26 protein-coding genes are annotated in these 20,916 nt (G+C 68.5%); 13 read left to right on the forward strand and 13 right to left on the reverse strand.

All coding sequences use genetic code 11. From position 1 onward, the window contains the following. Window positions 1–84 precede the first annotated feature (84 nt). Window positions 85–240, forward strand: coding sequence for a hypothetical protein (locus V9K99_RS04705; protein WP_337000746.1), 156 nt, complete (start codon window positions 85–87; stop codon window positions 238–240). Window positions 241–262: 22 nt separating this feature from the next. Here the strand turns inward: V9K99_RS04705 and V9K99_RS04710 are convergent, their stop codons facing one another. From V9K99_RS04710 to V9K99_RS04720, 3 genes are read right to left on the reverse strand one after another with little or no spacing between them, the layout of a single operon-like run. After that, window positions 263–832: a TetR family transcriptional regulator gene (locus V9K99_RS04710; protein ID WP_337000744.1), complete on the reverse strand. Its 570-nt coding sequence runs from the start codon at window positions 830–832 to the stop codon at window positions 263–265. Between the two features lie 52 nt (window positions 833–884). Further along, window positions 885–1,916, reverse strand: a complete 1,032-nt coding sequence (locus V9K99_RS04715) for an S-adenosylmethionine:tRNA ribosyltransferase-isomerase (protein ID WP_337000742.1) — start codon at window positions 1,914–1,916, stop codon at window positions 885–887. Further along, on the reverse strand, window positions 1,913–2,632 hold the full coding sequence (locus V9K99_RS04720) for an SDR family NAD(P)-dependent oxidoreductase (RefSeq protein WP_337000740.1): 720 nt from the start codon (window positions 2,630–2,632) through the stop codon (window positions 1,913–1,915). The genes V9K99_RS04715 and V9K99_RS04720 overlap by 4 nt, the downstream gene beginning before the upstream one ends. 248 nt (window positions 2,633–2,880) lie before the next feature. Here V9K99_RS04720 and V9K99_RS04725 point away from each other — a divergent pair, with 248 nt between their 5' ends. Next, entirely contained in the window at window positions 2,881–3,822 is a 942-nt protein-coding gene (locus tag V9K99_RS04725) for a type IV toxin-antitoxin system AbiEi family antitoxin domain-containing protein (RefSeq protein WP_337000738.1), read from the forward strand. Window positions 3,823–3,969: 147 nt separating this feature from the next. Here V9K99_RS04725 and V9K99_RS04730 read toward each other — a convergent pair whose 3' ends face one another. Beyond that, a complete protein-coding gene (locus V9K99_RS04730) occupies window positions 3,970–5,544 on the reverse strand; it encodes an FAD-binding oxidoreductase (protein ID WP_337000737.1) in 1,575 nt (524 codons plus the stop codon). Window positions 5,545–5,662: 118 nt separating this feature from the next. On the opposite strand from V9K99_RS04730, the gene V9K99_RS04735 reads away from it, so the two are divergent. The 3 genes from V9K99_RS04735 (at window position 5,663) to V9K99_RS04745 (ending at window position 8,875) form a co-directional block, all read left to right on the forward strand. Continuing rightward, window positions 5,663–6,283, forward strand: a complete 621-nt coding sequence (locus V9K99_RS04735; protein WP_337000735.1) for a TetR/AcrR family transcriptional regulator — start codon at window positions 5,663–5,665, stop codon at window positions 6,281–6,283. Further along, window positions 6,280–7,821, forward strand: a complete 1,542-nt coding sequence (locus V9K99_RS04740; protein WP_337000733.1) for a glycerol-3-phosphate dehydrogenase/oxidase — start codon at window positions 6,280–6,282, stop codon at window positions 7,819–7,821. The genes V9K99_RS04735 and V9K99_RS04740 overlap by 4 nt, the downstream gene beginning before the upstream one ends. Window positions 7,822–7,900: 79 nt before the next feature. Then, window positions 7,901–8,875 carry a DUF4328 domain-containing protein gene (locus V9K99_RS04745; RefSeq protein WP_337000731.1) on the forward strand — a complete coding sequence of 325 codons (975 nt, stop codon included), beginning with the start codon at window positions 7,901–7,903 and terminating at the stop codon, window positions 8,873–8,875. Here the strand turns inward: V9K99_RS04745 and V9K99_RS04750 are convergent. Both V9K99_RS04750 and V9K99_RS04755 read right to left on the reverse strand, forming a co-directional pair. Then, window positions 8,866–9,624 carry a protein phosphatase 2C domain-containing protein gene (locus tag V9K99_RS04750; RefSeq protein WP_337000730.1) on the reverse strand — a complete coding sequence of 253 codons (759 nt, stop codon included), beginning with the start codon at window positions 9,622–9,624 and terminating at the stop codon, window positions 8,866–8,868. The genes V9K99_RS04745 and V9K99_RS04750 overlap by 10 nt on opposite strands. A gap of 12 nt (window positions 9,625–9,636) precedes the next feature. Next, a complete protein-coding gene (locus V9K99_RS04755; RefSeq protein ID WP_337000728.1) occupies window positions 9,637–10,527 on the reverse strand; it encodes an NAD-dependent epimerase/dehydratase family protein in 891 nt (296 codons plus the stop codon). A 134-nt stretch (window positions 10,528–10,661) separates the two neighbouring features. On the opposite strand from V9K99_RS04755, the gene V9K99_RS04760 reads away from it, so the two are divergent. After that, entirely contained in the window at window positions 10,662–11,264 is a 603-nt protein-coding gene (locus V9K99_RS04760; protein WP_337000726.1) for a pentapeptide repeat-containing protein, read from the forward strand. A 98-nt stretch (window positions 11,265–11,362) separates the two neighbouring features. On the opposite strand, the gene V9K99_RS04765 is transcribed toward V9K99_RS04760, so the two are convergent. Beyond that, the gene (locus V9K99_RS04765) at window positions 11,363–11,998 is read right to left on the reverse strand and encodes a VanZ family protein (protein WP_337000725.1); all 636 of its coding nucleotides are present in this window, start codon (window positions 11,996–11,998) and stop codon (window positions 11,363–11,365) included. A 328-nt stretch (window positions 11,999–12,326) separates the two neighbouring features. Between V9K99_RS04765 and V9K99_RS04770 the strand changes: the two genes are divergently transcribed. From V9K99_RS04770 to V9K99_RS04780, 3 genes are read left to right on the forward strand one after another with little or no spacing between them, the layout of a single operon-like run. Continuing rightward, window positions 12,327–12,743, forward strand: coding sequence for a hypothetical protein (locus V9K99_RS04770; RefSeq protein ID WP_337000723.1), 417 nt, complete (start codon window positions 12,327–12,329; stop codon window positions 12,741–12,743). Window positions 12,744–12,759: 16 nt separating this feature from the next. Continuing rightward, window positions 12,760–13,977, forward strand: a complete 1,218-nt coding sequence (locus V9K99_RS04775) for a sensor histidine kinase (protein ID WP_337000721.1) — start codon at window positions 12,760–12,762, stop codon at window positions 13,975–13,977. Beyond that, on the forward strand, window positions 13,974–14,606 hold the full coding sequence (locus V9K99_RS04780; protein WP_337000719.1) for a response regulator transcription factor: 633 nt from the start codon (window positions 13,974–13,976) through the stop codon (window positions 14,604–14,606). The genes V9K99_RS04775 and V9K99_RS04780 overlap by 4 nt, the downstream gene beginning before the upstream one ends. 1 nt (window position 14,607) lies before the next feature. Here the strand turns inward: V9K99_RS04780 and V9K99_RS04785 are convergent, their stop codons facing one another. From V9K99_RS04785 to V9K99_RS04795, 3 genes are all read right to left on the reverse strand, one after another. Next, window positions 14,608–15,393: a putative hydro-lyase gene (locus V9K99_RS04785; protein WP_337000717.1), complete on the reverse strand. Its 786-nt coding sequence runs from the start codon at window positions 15,391–15,393 to the stop codon at window positions 14,608–14,610. Between the two features lie 62 nt (window positions 15,394–15,455). After that, entirely contained in the window at window positions 15,456–16,067 is a 612-nt protein-coding gene (locus tag V9K99_RS04790; RefSeq protein ID WP_337000715.1) for an FMN-binding negative transcriptional regulator, read from the reverse strand. A gap of 68 nt (window positions 16,068–16,135) precedes the next feature. After that, window positions 16,136–16,924: an LLM class flavin-dependent oxidoreductase gene (locus V9K99_RS04795; RefSeq protein ID WP_337000713.1), complete on the reverse strand. Its 789-nt coding sequence runs from the start codon at window positions 16,922–16,924 to the stop codon at window positions 16,136–16,138. 157 nt (window positions 16,925–17,081) lie between these two features. On the opposite strand from V9K99_RS04795, the gene V9K99_RS04800 reads away from it, so the two are divergent. Continuing rightward, window positions 17,082–17,240, forward strand: a complete 159-nt coding sequence (locus tag V9K99_RS04800) for a hypothetical protein (RefSeq protein ID WP_337000711.1) — start codon at window positions 17,082–17,084, stop codon at window positions 17,238–17,240. A gap of 51 nt (window positions 17,241–17,291) precedes the next feature. Here the strand turns inward: V9K99_RS04800 and V9K99_RS04805 are convergent, their stop codons facing one another. Continuing rightward, window positions 17,292–17,450, reverse strand: a complete 159-nt coding sequence (locus tag V9K99_RS04805) for a DUF1059 domain-containing protein (protein WP_337000709.1) — start codon at window positions 17,448–17,450, stop codon at window positions 17,292–17,294. Between the two features lie 47 nt (window positions 17,451–17,497). Between V9K99_RS04805 and V9K99_RS04810 the strand changes: the two genes are divergently transcribed. Together V9K99_RS04810 and V9K99_RS04815 are read left to right on the forward strand one after the other, a co-directional pair. Beyond that, window positions 17,498–18,256 carry an AfsR/SARP family transcriptional regulator gene (locus tag V9K99_RS04810; RefSeq protein ID WP_337000707.1) on the forward strand — a complete coding sequence of 253 codons (759 nt, stop codon included), beginning with the start codon at window positions 17,498–17,500 and terminating at the stop codon, window positions 18,254–18,256. A 39-nt stretch (window positions 18,257–18,295) separates the two neighbouring features. Further along, on the forward strand, window positions 18,296–19,390 hold the full coding sequence (locus tag V9K99_RS04815; RefSeq protein ID WP_337000705.1) for a winged helix DNA-binding domain-containing protein: 1,095 nt from the start codon (window positions 18,296–18,298) through the stop codon (window positions 19,388–19,390). Here the strand turns inward: V9K99_RS04815 and V9K99_RS04820 are convergent. After that, window positions 19,274–19,747: a hypothetical protein gene (locus tag V9K99_RS04820; protein WP_337000703.1), complete on the reverse strand. Its 474-nt coding sequence runs from the start codon at window positions 19,745–19,747 to the stop codon at window positions 19,274–19,276. The two genes, V9K99_RS04815 and V9K99_RS04820, sit on opposite strands and share 117 nt — an antisense overlap. A gap of 50 nt (window positions 19,748–19,797) precedes the next feature. Between V9K99_RS04820 and V9K99_RS04825 the strand changes: the two genes are divergently transcribed. Continuing rightward, the gene (locus tag V9K99_RS04825; RefSeq protein WP_337000701.1) at window positions 19,798–20,220 is read left to right on the forward strand and encodes a VOC family protein; all 423 of its coding nucleotides are present in this window, start codon (window positions 19,798–19,800) and stop codon (window positions 20,218–20,220) included. A gap of 42 nt (window positions 20,221–20,262) precedes the next feature. Here V9K99_RS04825 and V9K99_RS04830 read toward each other — a convergent pair whose 3' ends face one another. Next, complete coding sequence (locus V9K99_RS04830; RefSeq protein WP_337000699.1) at window positions 20,263–20,916, reverse strand: class I SAM-dependent methyltransferase; 654 nt, start codon at window positions 20,914–20,916, stop codon at window positions 20,263–20,265.

The following is a 20,916-nucleotide window of genomic DNA, read 5'->3' on the forward strand; positions in this document are numbered from 1 at the left end:
GTCTAATCGAGTGAAGTCCCGACGGGGGACCTTAGTGGTAAGGACATTCAGGATGATCTTCTGCGTGCCTGAGCGGTGGTCACAGTGAGCCCGCGCGCGATCGACAAACGAGCCCGCCCCGGAAACGAGACCCACCCGACGACCGTCCCACCAGGTGACCTGACCGCACTGGAAGAGGCGACCGCGGACCTGGCGACCGATCTGGAGCCGTCTACTCAACTCGAGCCCGCGGAGGGTTGATCTCCCTGTCGGTGGCCGGCGTCTAGCGCCGGCCACCCGGCGACAGTTCCTCGAATCCCCACCTGATCAACTCCGCCCGATCCCCACCGGCACGCAGCCACTCCTGCGCCGCGACATCCAGTACGGCGGCGGCCGCGGCCGTCAGCAGGTCGGCGGTGAACTCGTCCAGTGTCGACCCCGGCCGCTCTCGCAGCGCCTCGCTGACCTGACGGCGCAACTCATCGCGCTTCTCCACCATCCGCGCCCGCAGCGCCGGTGACGACTCGACCAACTCGAGCACCCGACCCGAGACGTACAACTGCTCGTGCCACTCCGTCAGCACCTGGCGCAGGCACTCCCAGTCGTCGTCGCCGTCCGCCGACCTGATCTGAGCCGCGAGCTTCACGGCGACCTCGTCCAGGCCGTGGAACAGCACCTCGTCCTTGGACGGGAAGTACCGGAAGAAGCTCCGCCTCGAAACCCCCGCGGCGTCGGCGATGTCGTCCACCGTCGTCGCGTCGTACCCATGCTCGATGAACAACCCGATCGCCAGTTCAGCCAACTGAACCCGAACAGCCCCGCGCGCACGAGCCCGTAGACCTTCCGTCGCCATACACCGAGTGTAGGCATTGGCACTCAGAGCGACAGGTGACACCGAGTGCCAGTCAAGACATCAGGAGGCAGCTGTCGCCGAACTCGTGCCAGAGGTAGCCCTCGTCGAGAGCGGCGTCGTACGCGCGCTGGACGGTGTCTCCACCGACGACGGCTTCGAGCAGGAGCAGGTGGGACGCTTCGGGGGCGTGCATGCCGGTGATGAGGCCGTCGACGACGCGGACCGGGTGGTCTGGGCCGAGGACGAGGTCAGTCCAGCCGTTGGAGGCGGTGACTGAGCCGTCGGCCGCGACAGCTGACTCAATGGCTCGTACGGCGGTCGTGCCCACTGCGACCACCCGACCGCCGTTGGCCTTCACCCAGTTCACCAACCGAGCCGTGTGCGCTGGTACGTCGTACCGCTCGGGCAAGGGTGGTTCGTGGCTCTCCAGCGAGGACACACCGCAGTGCAGCAGGATCGGCGCGATCAGTACGCCCTGCGACGCCAGGTGACTCACCAACTCGAAGCTGAACGGTCGCGCCGCACTGGGCATCTCCGCGCTACCCGGCTCTCGTGCGAAGACAGTCTGATACGACGCGAGTGGCCAACGCCGGCCGACGTACTTGTAGCTGATCGGCCGCCCGTGGCGGTGCAGATAGCCGAGCACCTCAGGCACTGGCGGCTTGGCGCGCCACAGTCGGTTCGAGTCCGACTGGTACGGCGACAGCAGCGTCAGCACGCCCTCCGGCACTTCCACCTGGTCGCCCGCCGTACCGCCGAACATCGGTGAGCCGCCGTTGCGCAGTTCGACGACCCAGGTGCCGTCGTCGAGTGCGGTGGAGAAGTGCACGACAACAGGCGCCACCCCGGAGCCGGTGATCCACGAGCCGTCGACTGCGGCGGGCAGGGTGCCGGAGGTGTTCACCAGCAAGAGGTCACCGGGTCGCAAGTGCTCACCGATCCGGTCGAACCTGGTGTGCGTGACGGTCGACCCCTCCGCGACCAGCAGCTTCACCTGATCCCGCGACAGACCTCTCGCCTCAGGAGGTTCGGTGGCGTTCAGCGAGTCGGGCAGGACGAATCTCGTGTGGGGGTACACCCTCACGACGTCACCGCCGGCGCGAACTCGGCTGCTCGGTACCGACCACTCTTGGGCCGGCTGTCTAGCAGTTGCAGGAACGCCGGTACGACGCTCGACGGCTCCGGCCGGTCCGAGATGTCCTCACCGGGGAACGCCGCCTGATGCATCGCCGTACGGAGGTCACCGGGGTCGACGGCATAGACGGCCAGCGACGGGTGCTCGGCGGCCAGTACTGCGGTCGCCTGGTCGAGAGCGGCCTTGGCGGAGCCGTAGCCACCCCAGCCTTCGTACGCCTCGACTGCTGCGTCGGAGCTGATGTTGAGGAGCACACCGGAGGTTGCGGTGAGCTCGGGGAGCAGTGCCTGAGTGAGAGCGATCGGCGCGACCACATCGACCTCGTAGACGCGTCGCAACTCGTCCAGGTCGGCAACACCCAGCGGCTGCAGCGGACTCGGGCCGAGATAGCTCGCGTTGTTGACCAGCAGGTCGAGCCGGCCGAGCTCGGTCACGGCGTCCACCAGGTCGGCGCGGTGCTCAGGGTCGGTGACGTCGCCGGCGAGAGGGACCACATCGGTGCGGTCGGCAAGGTCGTCGGCCGCGTCCTTGATCGCGTCGGCGCCACGCGCGTCGATCACCAGCGCCCAACCGCGATCGGCCAACCCGTGGGCGAGTGCCAGCCCGAGACCGGCGGACGCACCGGTGATGAGAGCGACAGGACGGGGTGAAGATTCAGGAGTCATGTCCGTCACTGTCATACCTCAAGCCAACTTGAGGTCAAGACCCTTGCCCCTCGAGTTCGGGGTTGCCCCCATTTCGGGGGTCGCCCCTCACCTGGGGGGTTGCGGACCCAAATTCTCGCGGTGCAACCCACAAGTTCCGGGGCCAACCCCTGAAATGGGGATCGGGTTGGGGGGAGGGTTGTCCACAGGGGTTCGCGGGACGGGAGGCGAGAGGGTGGTGTTTGGGTGATCCTGGATGGGTGAATCCGATGCTGAAGCTGGTTGCGGCCAGTCAGGGCGGGGTGTTCAGCCGGAGTCAGGCGTTGGCATCCGGGTACACGCCGCAGGAGTTCCGTGATCGTGTCCGAGCCGGCCGGTGGGAACGCATTCGGCACGGTCAGTACGCCGAAGCAGTCGACCTGAGCGGGTTGCCGCCGTGGGATCGGGAGCTCGCTCGGCATCGACGCCTCGTCCACGCGGCGATGAACTCGTTGCGGCCAGGATCCGTTGCCGTGAGCCACCAGTCGGCTCTCGTGTTGCACCAGTTGCCGCAATGGGGCCTCGACCTGACCGAGGTGCAACTGAGCCGGCTGGACGAGCGAAGGCACAGCGGTCCGGTGGCGGGAGTCCGGTATCACCGCGGCAGGATGTCGCCGGACGACCTCACCGAGCGAGACGGCCTCCCCGTCACGACGCTGGCACGCGCTGTGCTGGAAACAGCCTGTACAGCCTCGTTCGAGGCCGCGGTTGTGATCGTTGATGCAGCGTTACGTGATCACGCTCTGGGCGAGGAAGAGCTGCTCAGGCTCCTCGGGATGACAGAGTTCTGGCCGGGGAGTCCCACGGCCAGGTCCGCGATCGGGTTCGGCGACGGCCGGTCGGAGTCTGTCGGCGAGTCGCGCCTTCGCGTGTTGATGTACAACCACGGCTTGCCGACGCCGGAACTACAGGCCGTCTACGAGGACGAGGATGGCTTCGTTGCCCGGGTGGACTTCGACTTTCCGGAGTACGAGACCGTTGTCGAGTTCGACGGCAAGGTGAAGTACACCGGCGGATCGCCGGAGGTGCTGACCCGGGAGAAGGCACGTGAGGATCGCCTCCGGGCTCTGGGGTTGCAGGTCGTCCGGAGCACCTGGTCCGATTTCGCACGCCCGTCCCACACCGCTGCTCGAATCCGGTCCGCCTTCACCCGCTCACGCCGTACCGCCTGACTCGTCTGGCGCCGACCGACCCCGCCCCGTCTCGTCTCGTCACCATTTGAGGGGTTGACCCCTGAGGCTGTGGGTTCGGCCGCCAAATTCCGAGGGGCCAACCCGCCACTTGAGGGGTTGACCCCTGAAATGGGGGTGGGGGCCGGGTCAGAGGAGGATCCCTGGATTCATCACGCCGTCGGGGTCGAGGGCCTTCTTGACGGCCTGCAAAGCCTCGACCGCAAGTGGGCCGATCTCCTCCGCATATGCATCCCGGTGGTCGGTGCCGACACCGTGGTGGTGGCTGATGGTTCCGCCGGCCGTCGCGATCGCCTTGTTCGCCGCGACTTTCGCCGTACGCCACTGGGCCACCGGATCGTCTGTCTGCGCGCAGATCACGGTGAAGTACAGGGATGCGCCGGTCTCATAGACATGCGAGACATGGCAGAGAACAAGCGGCGGTGTGCCCTGGTCGGTGAGTGACTTCACCAAGGCTTCCGTCACCGCGGCCTTCAGCCCAGGCAGTTTCGACCAGAAGCCGGCTGTCTCCAGCGTCTCCACCAGCGCACCCTCGTCCAGCAAGGGATCCCGCAGGTACGGCGCTCGATACCGCCCGACCCGCCACGTCTCGCCCGGACCTTCACCCAGGTTCTGCCCACCGGCCGCGGTGAGCACCTCGGCCGTGGCCGGGTTGTACGGCCCGTCGAAACCGACGATCGCCAGTACGCCGCCCGATCCGCCACCTAGCACGTCCGGGTCGGCCAGGTTCACCGCCGTCTCGGCCTCGTCGGACAACCGCAGCACCGTCGGCAGCGGCCCGTCCTGGGCGAGTCGCCGGATCGCGGTCAACCCGGCCGCGAAGTCCTCGAACCGCCAGCCCTCGAAGTGCCGCTCGGCCGGCCGCGGCCGGATCCGTACGACGACCGACGTGATGATCCCGAACGCGCCCTCCGACCCGAGCACCAACTGCCGCAGGTCCGGCCCGGCCGCGGACATCGGCGCGCGCCCGGCCTCGATCGTCCCGCGTGGTGTCGCCAGCGTCAGGCCGACCACCATCTGATCGAACCGTCCATAGCCCGCCGACGACTGCCCGCTCGACCGTGCGGCCGCGTACCCGCCGATCGAAGCGCCCTCATAAGACTGTGGAAAGTGCCCGAGCGTGTACCCGCGCTCGGCCAGCAGGGCCTCCGCCGCCGGACCGCGTACGCCGGCCTGCAGAGTCGCTGTCCGCGAAACCTCATCGATCTCCACCAACTGGTCGAGCCGCTGCAGATCGACCGTGACGAAGCGCCGATCCGCGGCGAGCCCACCGACGACCGACGTACCGCCGGAGTAGGGAACGACGGCGAGGTCGTGCTCAGCGCTGCCGGCCAGCAGCACCTGCACCTCGTCATGCGTCGCCGGGTAGACGACGGCGTCGGGCATGTCGGAGGTGTCACCCGAGCGATGCCGGAGCAGGTCTGGTGTCGAGTACCCGCGTGTGTGCGCCCAGCGTGCTGAAAGGTCTGTGGTCACGTGGTCGGCACCGACCACTCCGGTCAGGAAGGTGAGCTGCTCCGGGCTCAACTCTGGCCGGTCACCCGGAACCGGACTGGCCAGCGGGTCCACGGGCGCCGCCGCGGGGCGCCGTACCCCCAGATGCTTGAGCGCGTCGACGGCCGCGGCGGGCAGCTCGACCTGGTGGGCGGGATCGCCCCAACGGCCCGGCGTGAGATGCACCACCGGCAGGTCCGACTCGGTCATTCTGGGCTCCCGATCGCTGGTCTGGAGAGGTAGCGTCCTTGGGAGGTGAGACCCCCTGGCTCCCACCTTCCAAGGACAGTTCCCGGACGCCACAGTCGCTGATACACTCTGACGTGTGATGTCTCAGCGTAGCAGCGAGTCCGAACCCGAGACCAGCACGCGTCCCACGCCTGCGAACGCGATCGGCGAGGAGCGGATCCTGGACGCGGCCTACGAGCTGCTGCTCGCGATCGGGATGCGCCGGATGACGATGGCCGATATCGCCCGGCATGCCGAGGTGTCCCGGGCGACCCTCTACCGGCGCTGGCCGAACGTGCAGGCCGTGGTCGCCGCGTTGATGACCCGCGAGTGGACCACCGCACTCGTGTCCGCGTTCCAGCCGGACGCGGAGGACGGCAAGTCCCGGCTGGTCGAGGGTGTGGTCGAGGTGGTCGCACAGACCCGGATCCACCCGTTGATGCGGAAGATCATCGAGCTCGATCCGGAGTTCCTCACGCCGTACCTGCTCGAGCGCCGCGGGAGCAGCACGGTCGCGCATCTCGCACTGGTCGAAGAGGGCCTCAAGGCCGGTCAGGCCGACGGTTCGATCCGGGCCGGTGACCCGGTCTGGATGGCCCGGCAGATCATCCTCATCTCACTGGCCTCGGCGGTGTCCGGGCCGGTGATGGCCTCCGCCGACGAGTACCCGAAGCTGGACGAGGAGCTGCGGGTGATGCTCACCAGGTACCTGACGCCATGATCAGCGTGGGCAACGCCAGCCTGAACGCGGCCCGCCGGGCCCGTGAGCTGGAGTGGCTGGACACGACCGGCAAGGTCGACGTCCTGGTCATCGGCGGCGGGGTCACCGGCGCCGGCGTTGCCCTGGACGCGGCCGCCCGCGGTCTGACCGTAGCCCTGGTGGAGAAGCACGACCTGGCCTTCGGCACCAGCCGGTGGAGTTCGAAGCTGGTGCACGGCGGGCTGCGCTACCTCGCCTCCGGTCACGTCGGCATCGCCTACGAGAGCGCGGTCGAGCGCGGCATCCTGATGAAAACGACGGCGCCACACCTGGTCCACCCGGTGCCGCAGATCGCGCCGTGGTTGCCACAGGCAAGGTTCGCGCAGGCCGCGCTGTTGCGGGGCGCGTTCTTCGGCGGCGACGTACTGCGGACGTTCGCGCGGACCAGCGACGACTACCTGCCGCACTCCCGCCGGGTCAGCTCGGCGGAGATCCTCCGCTATGCGCCGACGCTGCGTCCCGAGGGGATGCGCGGCGGCTTCCTGACCTGGGACGGGCAGCTGTACGACGACGCGCGGTTGGTGGTCGCGATCGCGCGGACGGCGGCGCAGTACGGGGCCCGGGTGCTGACCCGGGTCGCGGCCACCGAGGTCACCGGGCGAGGCGCCGTACTGGTTGATCAACTGACCGGGCAACGGCTGCAGGTGGACGCTTCGATGGTGATCAACGCGGCCGGCATCTGGGCCGATCAGGTTGCCTCGGGGATCAAGCTGCGGCCGAGCCGGGGGACGCATCTGGTCCTTCCACAGTCGGCCTTCGGCGGACTGTCCGCCGTACTGACTCTGCCGGTGCCTGGTGAGCTGCGGCGCGTGGTGATGGCGATCCCGGCCCCGGACGACCGGGTGTACGTCGGGCTGACCGACGAGGAGGCGCCCGGGCCGGTGAGCGACGTACCGCATGCGACCGACGCCGAGATCGACTTCCTGCTCTCCACCATCAGCGCGGCCGTGCAGGTGCCGTTGACGCGGTCCGACCTGCTCGGGACGTACGCCGGTCTGCGGCCTCTGCTCGACACCGGTCACCAGAAGGGTGAGGACAAGACCGCGGACATCTCGCGGCGGCACGCGGTGATCACGAGCGCGGACGGGCTGGTGACGATCGTGGGCGGCAAGCTGACGACGTACCGGCGAATGGCGCAGGACGCGCTCGACACGGCGCTGGCGCAGTCTGCGGTGGCGGTACGGCGGCCCTGCCTGACGCACCGGATTCCGCTCGTCGGAGCGGCCGACCGGGTCCAGTTGGCCGCTGTCCGGGCGCCCTCGCGGTTCGTGCAGCGGTACGGCGTGGAGGCGCCGGACGTGATCGCCGGACCGCCGTCGCTGCTGGCGCCGATCGCGCCGGGGCTGCGGACGACACACGCCGAGCTGCGGTTCGCCGTGCGGCACGAGGGTGCGCTGACGGAGGACGACGTACTGGACCGGCGGACGCGGATCGGTTTGTCCGCGGTGGACCGGGAGCTGGCGCGGCCGGCTGTGCGTGAGGCTTTCGCCGGCGTGTGAGTTGCAGCTTCTCACCTGTGGATAACAGGTTGAACGCTCCCAAGGCTGGGTTAACTTGGCTTGCGAGGGGGTGAAAGAGGTGACTCAGCCATATCCGGGGCCCGGTGGTCCGCCGCCGTACCCGCAGGGGTTTCAGCAGCCGTATCCGGTGCCGTACCGGCCGATGCCCTATCAGCCGATGCCGGCGCCGGCGCGCTACCGGCCGTTGAAGAAGATCGCCGTGGTCAGCATCGTGCTGATGGGGCTGACCGCGGTCGGGGCGGTGATCCAGTCCGCGCTGATGTGGAGCTCGTACGACGAGGTCAAGCGGTTCGTGTACGGGCTGCTCTCCGACGAGGAGGTCGACCGGGCGGTCGGGTCGATCGCGGGCACCGGGCCGCTGCTCAACCTGATCAGCTACCTGCTGATGGGGACCGGGATCGCGTTCCTGATCTGGCTCTGGCAGGCACGGGAGAACACCGAGTTCCTCAGCTCACCGCTGGCACCGCGGCCGCGGATCGAGGACGGGCAGCCGCATCGGCATGCGACCGGCTGGGTCGTCGGATCGTGGTTCTGCCCGATGGTGCAGTTCTGGTACCCGCTGCAGATCATGCAGGACGTCACCGCCGCGAGCGAGCCACCGGAGCAGCGGGGTGCCTCCAAGCGTGGTCCGGTCCGGACGCTGCTGTATGGCTGGTGGGCGACCTGGACCGGGTTCTGGGTGATCCTGGTCGGCGGTGGCGGGCTCGCGTTCCTCGCCTTCATCGTCTGGATCGTGCGCCTGGTCGACGCGGCCGACACCGCGGACGCGACCGGCGACTACGTCGACATCTACGACCTGCAGGACTTCATGGTCCGGGTGGCGCTGGCGATCAACATCGGCTTCACCGTGGCAACGCTGCTCCTGATCGCGGCCGGGGTCGCCGCCTCGCTGCTGCTCCTCCGCATCACCCGGTGGCAACAGGACCAGGTGACGATGCCACCGGCTCCTGCCCCCGCACCGCCGCCCCCACCGCAGTACGCGCCCCGGTACAACAACCCTGGCCCGACGTTCCCGTCGTACGGTCAGAGATAGGCGAGTACGGCGGTCGCGTCGTCGTAGCGCTTCCCGCGGAAGCTGTCCGGGTGGGCGGCGTCGTCGTACGCCCAGACTCGGTCGACGAGTGCGCGCGGGCCGTCCGTGGTGAGCACGTCGAGCAGGTCGTCCCAGGTGTGCCCGTAGCGCTCGACGTACCGGGACGCACCATCGGACAGTACGGCGACCAGCTCGAGCTCCGCGCGATCCGTCGTACCCGCGACTGCCTCGTACGCCGCCTTGGGTTCGGTGCTCGCGACCCAGAAGCCGCCCGGCTGGTTACGGAGCCGGCGGACCGCCTCGAAGGTGTACTCGGGCAACAGGTCGATCCGGTCGTCGCTGTGGACCGACACCCTGCCGGCCCTTGATCTCATCACGATCGGAGAGTCGGCCAGGACCAGGTGCTCGACGCTGTCCGATCCGACCCGGATCATCGCGACGGTCGACGACGGGCTGTCCGGGTTGGTGAGGTCGCACGTACCGGCATGCTCGGCTTTGACGGTGGCGATCGCGTCGGCCAGCAGATCCGTCAGCGGAGCGGTCGAGCCGGTCAGCAGCGGCAGGGCGAGCTGACGACCGAGCCGCTGGACCAGCCAGGCGACCGTATGCCGGCAGCCGGAGTCGATGCCCTTCCCAGCGGTGGCTCCGTCGAGTACGACGACGAAGTCGGGGCCGCTGAGGACGAGATCCTCGTTCACCGCGGGCGGTCGCCGGTCAGGCGCGGGCTGACTGATCGAGCGGATCTCCACGCGCCCAGTCTGCTATCCGCGAGCGGCCCAACTGTCGGCGAGGGACTGTTCGAGGGAGATCTTCGGGGACCAGCCAAGGTGTTTGCCGATCAGCCCGGTGTCGGCCTGCTGCCAGGTCGCGCCGGTCACGGTGTCCGGCTGGGCCTCCTCGACGATTTTGGCCGGCTGTCCGCTCAGCTCGAACAATTGACCGGCGACATCCCGGGCCAGACTCGCGCGACCGGTCCCGACGTTCAGAACCGCGGGCAGCTTGGCGTCCGCGAGCGACACCGCCAGGACCGCCTCGGCGACATCGCGGACGTCGACGAAATCCCGCCATACGTCCAGCGATCCCGCCTCGATCGTGTGCCTGGACCGGAGGTCGCGGATGACTCGGCCGGTCAGGGTGCTCTCGGGCGCGTCAGGTCCGATCACGTCGAAGACGCGCAGGACGACCGCGTCGGCGCCGTTGCGCTGGGCCCGGAGTACCAGTTCGGAGCCGGCCAGCTTGGTGAGTCCGTAGGGTCCGGCCGGGCAGGGATCGGTCTGTTCGTCCTGGCTGGTTCCCTGCGGCGCACCGCCGTACTCGGCCGCCGAACCGAGTTGGACGAACCGCGCATGGCTGGCGTTGTCGTGGGCCGAGGCGAGCAGCGCCTCGACGGCGATCACGTTGGCCCGGACCAACGTCGCGGCGTCGCCCAGCGTGGCGCCGGCCGCGTTGATGATGACGGTCGGTTTGTACATGCCGATCTGGGTGTCCAGGGCATACGGGTGCATCGCGGCCAGGTCGCACAACCGGTACGGCTCACCCCGGCTCCGGCTCAGACCGCGGTATTCCACCCCGCGGTCGGCGAGCAGTGCGCAGATCCTGGCGCCGAGGAAGCCTCCCGCGCCGAACACCATCACCCGCTCAGTTCCGGTCACTCCTCCATCGTGCGGCCCGTAGTTGTCGGTCCGCCGAAGGTTCTCCGTCGTACCGATCACAAATGCACCAACCTCGTGTCGGTACGGCGTGGCAGGGTGGGCAGCTCAGGACATCGCAGCGACAGGGGAGAGCCATGGCACAGGGGCGACCGGCGACGCCGACCGAGTCGACGATCCGCGACTGGGACGACGCGGACCCGTCCGGCGAGACCTATCGCAGGGTGCTGTTCATCGACTCCGACCTGACCGAGGTGGACAACCGCGGCGGGGTCTTCGAGGAGTGCACCTTCCGCGGCGTCCGGTTCAACGCCTCGACGCACACCGACGCCGCGTTCGTGAACTGCACCTTCGTCCGATGCTCGTTCTTCGACACCACGTTCACCCGGTGCAAGCTGGTCGGCAGCTTCTTCGACGACTGCACCTACAACCTGATGAAGGTCTCCGGCGGCGACTGGTCGTTCAGCGGTCTCCCGGGCGCGGACCTGCGCGGCACCGAGCTCACCGGCCTGAAGCTCCGCGAGGCGGACCTCACCGGCATCCGCGCGGCCAAGGCGGTGCTGCGCGATCTGGATCTGTCCGGCGCGTCCCTCCAACGCGCCGACTTCACCGCCGCCGACCTCCGCGGCTCCGACCTCTCCACCCTCGATCCACTCACGGTCGAGCTGAAGGACGCCCGGGTCGACATCACCCAGGCGATGGTCATCGCCACGTCACTAGGCCTGGACGTCAGACCATGATCTGTGGATATCTCCGTGTAGTCGTGTCGGCATCCCCCGTTTCATCCACAGCCTGTGGATAACTATCCGGATAACTCTGTAACCGGTCCGTGAGAATCTCACCGCGCCCGGGCGATCTGACGGAGGCCGTTCGCCGGTTTCGTCACCGGGACCAGCTCGCCGCGGCGGTGCCGGGCCGGGGGCCGACCGCGTACGACGAGGATCCCGGCGTGCTCGACGACGTACGGGCCGGTGACCACCAGACGGCGTCCGCGGGTCAGGCTCTGCAGGCCGGCGGCCAGGCCGACACCGGCGAAGGCACCGAGCGTGTTGGCGATCAAGTCGTGCAGCTGGCAGGAGCGTCCGAGCTGCGGGAGCAGCGCCTGGATCGCCTCGACCGCCGCGGACATCCCGATGCCGGCGGCGATCCCGTCGGCCGGGCGACCGCTGGACAGCGTCAGCATGCCGGCGGCCGGTACGAACAGCACGACGTTGAGCAGGCCCTGGATCGAGGTCAGGCCGCCGGTCGTGGTCAGGTAGGTGCCGCACTGGCCGATCTGGCCGAGCCGGTGCGCGGTCGGGCTGAGCGTCGCCGCCAGCACCAGCGCGAAGGCGGCGGGCATGCAGAACGACGCCAGTCGGGGGATGAGGTCACCCGGTCGCCGCAGTGACGAGATGGCGATCGGCAGCGCCATTCCGGTCAGCACGAGCCAGGTGTCCAGCAGATGTGGGATGCCGCGATAGGTCTCGAGCACGCGTCCGGAGCCTCCCGTGGTCGACCGGCTGACTCGATGTCTTCCTCGTCGATTTCGCTTCCTGACAAGACGATCTGCTGACCGATCCCACGCTCGCCAGCCTTGTCCGGACATCTGCACGCACCCGCAAACTCACCGTGACAATCCGTGCACAAACTGTCACGGAAGAAAGGTGCTCAGGGCAACGATCATTTGCATGCGGGGTCAACCGATCGGTGGAGCGGGGATCCACCGGATGAGCGTGCGGTGCGGCTGAGCGGTCGATGTGGCGCAAGGTTCCGGAACGGGACGCTGACAGTGTCGATCTTGCTCGGGAGAGGAGAAGGGGATGTCACTCAGCGTGGACGTCCGGCAGCCGCGGAGTGCGGCGGCGTTGCGGAGTGTGAAGGTGTTGGTGGGTGCCTACCTGGGCATCAGCGTGCTCACGCTGGCGGGAATCATCGCTCTGCGGCACAACGCCGCCGCGGTGAACGATGCCGTGTGGACCCGCGGCAGCATCGTGGTGGCGAGTGCGTTGCTGACGTTCGCGTTCGCGCGGCGGGCAGCCGGCGGGTCGCGAAAGGCGTTCCTGCGGCTGCGGATCATCTCGGCGATCATGCTGGTCGCGATCGTGGTGATCGTCGCGCTGCCCGGCACGTTCCCGCTGTGGATGAAGTTCGAGCAGGGCATCTGCGGACTGCTCCTGCTCGGGGTCGCGCTGCTCGTGAACGGGAAGCACCTTCGCTCGGTGTTCACTGGGCCGTAGGCGACGAGGAGTGTGGATGAGCGAGCGCGTGTGGCCGGTTCGGCTGACTGTGGCGCCGTATGTCCTGCTCGCCTTCCTCTCCGCCGTCACCGTGCTGATCAAGCGGTCCGAACCGCGGTCGCTGGTAGTCGACCTCGCGCTGTGTGCGGGCATGGCCGGGTGGATGCTGGGGATGTTCACCCTCCGCCCGGACTGGCGCGAGCGGCCCCGCGTCATGGCGGTGTTCATCACCGGCTTCGTCGTACTGATGGCTGTTCTGGTGATCCGCGATCCGTGGTTCGGCTTGCTCACGCCGGCCGGGTTCTTCTACACGTTCATCCTGCTGCCCTGGCCGTCGCGACTGGCCGGGGTGACCGCGGTCGCGATCGTGGCCGCGACCGCGCAGGCGTACGGCGTACCGAAGGACGAGCTCCTCGGATGGCTCGCGTACGGCGCGGTGGTCGCGGCGAACGTGGTCGCGATGTGCCTGGCGGCCTGGCTCGGCTGGAGCCGTGACGTGCTGAGCCGGCAACGCCAGCAGGCCGTCGACGACCTGACCGAGGCCAACCGGAAACTCGAGGAGACCGTGGCGGAGAACGCTGCGCTGCACGAGCAACTGCTGACCCAGGCGAGGGAGGCCGGTGTCAACGATGAGCGGCAGCGGATGGCGCGGGAGATCCACGACACGCTCGCGCAGGGGCTCACCGGGATCGTCACCCAACTGCAGGCCGCCGAGCATTCCGGGAACTGGCGCCGCCATGTGCAAGCCGCGGTGGGCCTGGCCAGGGACAGCCTGTCGGAGGCGCGGCGCTCGGTGCACGCTCTTCGTCCACAGCCTTTGCAGACGGCGACTCTTAGCGAGGCGCTCGCCGAGGTGGTACGACGATGGTCGACTCTGCACGGGCTCGACGTACAACTGGCGACGACGGGCACACCGCGGGTGATGACACCGGAAGCGGAGGCCGCGTTGCTGCGGGCGGCGCAGGAGGCGCTGGCGAACGTGGCGAAGTACGCGCGGGCGACTCGCGTCGGGGTGACACTGTCGTACCTGGAGAAGGAGGTCGCCTTGGACGTCCGCGACGACGGCGTCGGCTTCGACCCGTCCCGTCGTACCGAGTCGAAGAGCGGCGGCTTCGGCCTGGTCGCGATGCGGGAACGCGTCGAGGCGCTCAACGGCACGCTCCAGCTCGAGTCCGAACCAGGAGTCGGTACGGCGATCTCGGCCTCGATCCCCGATGCGGGGGTACCGGCATGATCCGGCTGTTGATCGCCGACGACCATCCGGTGGTCCGCGACGGGTTGGGCGGGATGTTCGCGGCGGACCCGGAGTTCGAGGTGGTCGGCGAGGCGGGCGACGGCGCGGAGGCGATCCGGCTCGCCCAGGTTCTGCGGCCTGACGTGATCCTGATGGATCTGCAGATGCCGGGGGTGAACGGCCTGGCCGCGATCACTGAGCTCGCCGAACGCGGTGTGACGGCTCGCGTCCTGGTCCTGACGACATACGACACCGACGGGTACGTCGTACCGGCGATCGAGGCTGGTGCGACCGGTTACCTGCTCAAGGACGCACCGCGGGACGAGTTGCTCCGAGCGGTCCGCGCGGCGGCCCAGGGCGACGCCGTCCTGGCTCCGTCGGTTGCCAGCCTGCTGATGAACCGGCTACGTACGCCGCCCGCACCCGAGGTGCTCAGCCAACGCGAACTCGAAGTACTCGGGCTCGTCGCCGCCGGCAACACCAACCGCGCGACCGCCGCCCGGCTGTTCATCAGCGAGGCCACGGTCAAGACGCACCTGCTCAACATCTACGCCAAACTCAACACCCCCGACCGCGCCTCCGCAGTCGCCGAAGCCTACAAACGCGGCCTGCTCACGCCGGACGGCTGATTCACCCCACGCGATACTCGCTGTCGCGCCGATCGGTGATCAACATGTAGCCGGGCGCATGAGTGATCGCGAACGGCGGCCGCGACGCCATCAGCGCAGCCTGCGGGGTGACCCCACAAGCCCAGAACACCGGTACGTCGCCGTCGGCCGCGTCGACCGGATCACCGAAGTCCGGCCGGTCGAGATCCTTAATGCCCAGGGACCGCGGATCCCCGATGTGCACCGGGCCACCGTGCACAGCGGGCATCGCACGGGTGATCCGGACGGCGTCGTCAACGCGGTCGGCCGGGATCTGTCGCATCGACACGACCATCGGACCGAAGAGCCGGCCGGCGGGTTCACACTGCCGGTTCGTGGCGTACATCGCGACGTTGCGGCCTTGCTCGACGTGCCTGAGCGGGATCCCCGCAGCGGCTAGCGCGCTCTCGAACGTGAAGCTGCAGCCGATGGAGAAGGCGACCAAATCGCTGCTCCACGCCTCGGTGGCATCGGAGACTTCTTCGGCCAGCTCGCCGTTCCGCCAGATCCGGTACCGCGGCAGGTCGGTGCGCAGGTCCGCGTCGGCCGCGAGGCGAGTCGTCGGATCGCCGGGATCGCTGACGTCGAGCAGCGGGCAGGCCTGTGCATTCCGGGTGCAGAACAGCAGAACGTCGTACGCCCAGTCCTTGGGGACAGCGATCAGGTTGGTCTGGGCGTAGCCGCTGACCCAGCCGGTGGTCGGGTGCGCCTCGCCGCGGCGGAACACCGCACGTGCCTGGATCGGGCTGAAGTTGGCCGGCTCGGTCATCGGGCTCCTGCCTTCTGCAGTGGGCCCTCTAGATTAGAAATTGTTGAACAATTCCACAAGACTTAGCGTCGATACTTGGCGACCGCGTCGGCGCCCGGCTCGTCGCCGTACGCGCGGAGGCCGTCGATCACGCCGTCGATGTCGGCCGGTGGGCGGTTCTGGCTGAGTTTGAACTTCGCCTCGATCCGCGTGATCGCGATCTCGACGCCCACGATCGCGCGGAGTTGGCCGGACACGAACTTCTCCGGTGCGTCGTCCACCGACCACGGCTCCGCCCGGCCGGCTTCGTGGTGGTCCGACAGGCGTCGTACGACGTCCGAGACCCAGGCCGGGTCGTCGTACACGGTCATCGTTCCGTGGACGTGGGCGGTGACGTAGTTCCAGGTCGGGACGACCCGGCCGTGCTCGCGTTTGGACGCGTACCAGGTCGGCGAGATGTACGAGTCCGGACCACGCATGATCACCAGCGCGTCCCCGATCACGGTCTGCCGCCAGTGATCGTTGTTGCGGGCGAAGTGGCCGAGCAGGACGTTCCTGGAGCGGTCGTAGACGAACGGCAGCATGGTCGCCACCAGCCCGTCCGGCGTCATCGTCACCAGGTCGGCGGCCCCGTAGTGGGCCAGCAGTTCGTGGACCGCCTCGTCATCGGGGGCGAAGTGCGCGGGAACATACACACCACCAAGCCTCACGGACTCGGTCGTTGTCCAACAGATCCAATCCGCGCAGGCTTCGCCAGTCCACTCTAGGTCTTGAGCTTGGCGGCGTACTCGTAGTCGCGGCGCCAGTCGCCGGACGGCGGCAGGATCACCCGTGCGGTGCCCGCGTCTTCGTAGGCCTTGAGTTGCTCGGCCGCGTGCTCTGGGTCGGAGTCCAGCGGTGGAGCGACGACCGTTGCCTTGAGCGCCGGTCGGTCGTGCAGCTGGTTGATGTGCTCGAGGCTCGCCTTGACCTCGTCGGGTGACATCGCGATCGTCGCCCAGCCGTCGCCGTACCTCGCCGCCCGTCGGAAGGCTGCCTTGCCGTTGCCTGCGACAACGATCGGGGGAACTGGCGAGCCCGGGGCGAGGGTCGCCTCCAGACCGTCCGCGAGGATCGTCGGCTTGCCGGCGATCAGGTCCGGCAGGACGGCGAGTGCCTCGTCGGTCAGCCGGCCGCGGTCGGCGAAGGACACACCCGCGGCGCGCCAGCCGATGTCACCGTGCGCCGGGTTGCCGGTGCCGACGCCGAGCACGAGCCGGTTGCCGGACACGAACTGCAGGGTGTTCACCTGCTTCGCCGCCCACGCGACCGGCCGCAACGCCAGCAGCATCACGCTGAACCCCACCGTGATCCGCTCCGTCACCGCCGCCGCGGTCGCCAGCACCACCGAGCTGTCCAGCATCGGCGCACTCGCGATCAGATGATCCGTCGACCAGACCGAATCCAGCCCTACCTCCTCCGCGAACCGCGCACTCGCCCGGACATCTCCCAAGATCGGCTGCCCAGGATCAGGCGTCGACGTCGGAAGAATCACCCCGATCTCAACCGTCATACCCACCGCAACCCACAGTCCCGAAAGCGCATTCCCGTCGTACGGCGAGGTGCCGGGATGCTCGCGCCAAGGAGATGCCAAGGTCCGGGCAAGGACCGGTGGTCACGCTCTGGGTGACGGTGCCGGGAGGTGGCGCCGCAAACACCGAGGAGGAGCCATGGCCAAGATCATTCGCTGCGAGGACGGCGCGATCGTCCGCGGCAGCACGGACGAGGAACTGCTGGCGAACGCGTGGAAGCACATGCGGGACGTCCACCCCGACCTGGTCGATTCGTTCAGCAACGAGCAGCTGCTCGCGATGGCCAGCGAGGAGTAGCCGGGGCGTGCCGCGTCGAGGACGGTTTCCGCCGTCCTCGACCGCGTTGGGTCAGTCCACCACCTCGGCCATGGCGAGCAGTTGATCGGGAGTGACCGATCCCAGGACGTCCGGGTGAGCGTCCCGCATGTGGTCCAGGGCGCGCGTGAGCAACTCCTCGTCGGTCGCCCCGCGGACCACGTAGCCGCATTCGCACGCGATCACTTTCATCGCCGCCTCCTTCGACGCCTTGGCTTCATAATGGACCCGGAGGAGCGATGGACGAATGCCCACCGGCCCGGATCCAGCTCTGCGGCCGGTTCAGCGTGCAGGCCGGCGGCCAGGCCATCCATGACCTCCGCGGCCGCCAGTGCCGGCCGCTGCTCGGCTACCTCGTCCTGCACCGCACCCGGTCGGTGACTCGCGCCGAGGTGATCGACGCGCTGTGGGGCGAGCACCCGCCGCCCGCCGCGGACACCGCCCTGTCGGCGCTCTTGTCGAACCTCCGGAAAGCACTCGGCTGGGACATGTCCGGCCGCGGCGAACTGCGGCTCGTGCTCCCCGCGGGCAGCTTCGTCGACGCGGAGGCCGCCATCGAGAACTCCCACCTGGCCCAGGCCGCCGAACATCGCGGAGACGCCGCCGCGGCCTACATCTGCGCCGAAATCGCCCGCTACATCTGCCGGCGGACCTTCCTGGTCGGGTTCGACGCACCCTGGATCGAGGAGTGGCGCACCCAGCTCGCGACGGTCAACATCACCGCGCTGGAGACGTTCACCCGAGCCTGCCTGGCGATCGGCGGGCCTGAACTGGCTGCGGCCGACAGAGCGTCGCGTGAACTGGTCCAGCTCGCGCCGTACCGGGAAAGCGGGCACGCGCTGCGGATGCGAGCACTCGCCGCGAGCGGCAACAACGCGGAGGCGCTGCTGGCGTTCGATCGGCTGCGCCATCTCCTTCGCGACGACCTCGGGGTCGATCCCAGCCCTGATCTTCGTGCCCTGCACCAGCAACTGCTGGGCCGGAGGTCAGGCCTTTGAGGTCAGGTGCTGGCCGTTACTCTTCCTAGGGTCGGCGTCATGGCAGCTGTGCTCAGACCTCGGGTGCTGGGTCGTGCGTTGCTCGAGCGGCAACTGTTGTTGCGCCGTACGGACCTGGACGTGGTGCCGGCAGTTGAGCAGGTGTTCGGGCTGAACGCGCAGAACCCGAACGATCCGTATCTGGCGCTGTGGAGTCGGCTTGAGTCGTTCACTCTGCCGAGTCTGACCGCTGCGATCGAGGATGGGTCGTTGGTGCGGTCGACGATGATGCGGGCGACCCAGCACCTGATGTCGGTCCCGGACTTCCAGTTCGTCCGGCCCGTGCTGGCACCGCTGTTGCGGCGGGTGCAGCGGAACGCGTTCGGCCGTCGTACTGCCGGAGTGGACCTCGATGCACTCGTGATCATGGCGCGGGAATTGCTCGCCGACGGCAGGACGCTGACGCGGCCGGAGCTGGGTCGGCTGCTGGCCGAGCGATGGCCGGTCGACGATCCGACTGCGCTCGGCTGGACGGCGCAGTACCTGGAACCGCTCATCCACCCCGCGCCGAGCGGCACCTGGAACGTCTATGGTGCGACGCCGTTCGCCCTGCCGGAAGTGAGCTTGTCGGTCGGGGATGTTCGGCAGATGATCCTGCGCTATCTCGCCGCGTTCGGACCGGCGACCGTGGCCGACGCCCGCACGTGGTCGGGCGTGAGTGGACTGCGCGAGGTGTTCGCGGAGCTGCGACCTTCATTGCAGGTGTACGTCGACGAGTCCGGCCGCGAACTCTTCGACCTGCCGGACCAGCCGCTGCCGTCCGAGGACGTGCCGGCGCCGGTCCGGTTCCTCCCACCGTTCGACGCGACCCTCCTCGGCCACGCCGACCGCACCCGCATCATGACCGACGAGATCCGCCGCCAGGTCTGCATCGGCGCCGGCGTCGCAGCCACCGTCCTCGTGGACGGCACGGTCGCGGCCACTTGGACAGTCGATTACGCCGACGATGCCGCCGTACTCACCGTGCAACCCCTCCGCCTACTGACCGATCCCGCTGCTGTCGAAGCCGAGGCCGCCCGCCTGCTGACCTTCATCTCGCCCACGAACAGCAATCGCATCGAGCTCCTCCCACTCGAGAACCCGCCCCCGAACTGACTCCAGCCCGCTGAGGTGTGCCTGGAGCAGGCGATGCACCCCATCGAGGATCGTGACGCTGCCGTTGGGCCGTCGTACGACGTCCAGCGGATAGCGCAGATCCGCCGCCATCGTCCGGGTGTGCTGCTCCACATGGCGCTCAGGCTCGGCGGCCACTTCCAGCGGAGTCACCTGGAACGGGCGCCCATCCCGCGACCAGAACGGCAGTCGCAGGTGCCAGGCCAGCTCGGCGACCTGCAGCTCAACCACGGGAAGGTCCAGGCTGTGCAGCAAAGCGAGATCCCAGTGGAAGTCGAGGATGACGTCTTTGAGTTCCGGCGACAGTTCATTCAGCAGCGGGAACGGGGTACGGCGCATTCGTTCGTCCTGGTGGTCTGGACAGCCTTGATGCCTGAGGTGAACGATAGATGGCTGTGTTGGGGAGTCCGCCGCGGATCAGGGTCGGGGCGCTGACGATCATGGCTGCTCGGCCGCGGGAGCTGGGCCGGTTCTACGCCAAGCTGCTGAACTGGCCGTACGTGCGGGAGGAGGGACCGCGCCCAGGGGAGCCGCCCGAGGCCGGCTACGCGCTGGTCTGCCCACCTGAGGGGGTCGCCGAGCCGGCCTTGAACTTCGACTACGAGGCCAAGTACCGCCGACCGCAGTGGCCGGCCGTCGCGGGCGAGCAGACGTCGACCATGCATCTCGATGTCGGCGTCGACGACCTTGATGCCGCGGTCGCCTGGGCGCTCGAATGCGGCGCCACCCTCGCCACCGTCCAACCGCGCCCCAACGAGCACCGCGTCATGATCGACCCCGAAGGCCACCCCTTCTGCCTCTGCCTGGGCTGACCCGGCCGGCTTCCGCCTAGGCTGACCCGGGCCAGCTTCTGTTTAGGCTGACTCCGGCGTGCTCCTGCTGAGGTTGACTCGGGCCGCGACGAAGCTGCGGCCTTCGAAGAGCACCTCACCGCCGAGTTCCTCGGCCAGTTGCGCGCTGGTGAAGTAGCGCTTGTAGATCCGGTGACGGGACCCGTCGTTCAGCGTCCGATCAAGCCATTGCGCCGGCTCCACGCCAGGTCGGAGCGCGGTGTCGACCACGATCAGTTCGCCGGCCACCCGCCGTACCTCGGCCAAGAACACGGCCCGCTCGTCAGACGGCAGATGACCATAGAAGTGCCCGGTCAGCACCCGATCAAAGGCCGCATCCGCCACCGGCAACCGCAACGCATCACCAACGACCACCACCCCACCCGGCACCCGTCCGCGCGCGACGTCGAGCATGGCCAGACTCTGGTCGAGACCAACAATCGTTCCTCGAAGGTGCCGCGTCAGAAAGCCGGTGCCACAGGCAACATCAAGCGTTCGCGCGGCTGGCAACCCGTGGATCAGCTCCACCAGCCGCGAGATCTCGAGTTCCCATCCGGGCGGGTTGAGCGCCGCGAACCGCCCCTGCCCCAGGTACCACTCGTCGTACTCCCTGGCGCGTTGCTCGTAATAGGCAGCCGTCGCCGCATCACTGGCAAACGTGGGCTCCCGATCCGCCAT

The sequence above is a fragment of the Kribbella sp. CCNWLW201 genome, from assembly GCF_037203805.1.
Taxonomy (GTDB): domain Bacteria; phylum Actinomycetota; class Actinomycetes; order Propionibacteriales; family Kribbellaceae; genus Kribbella.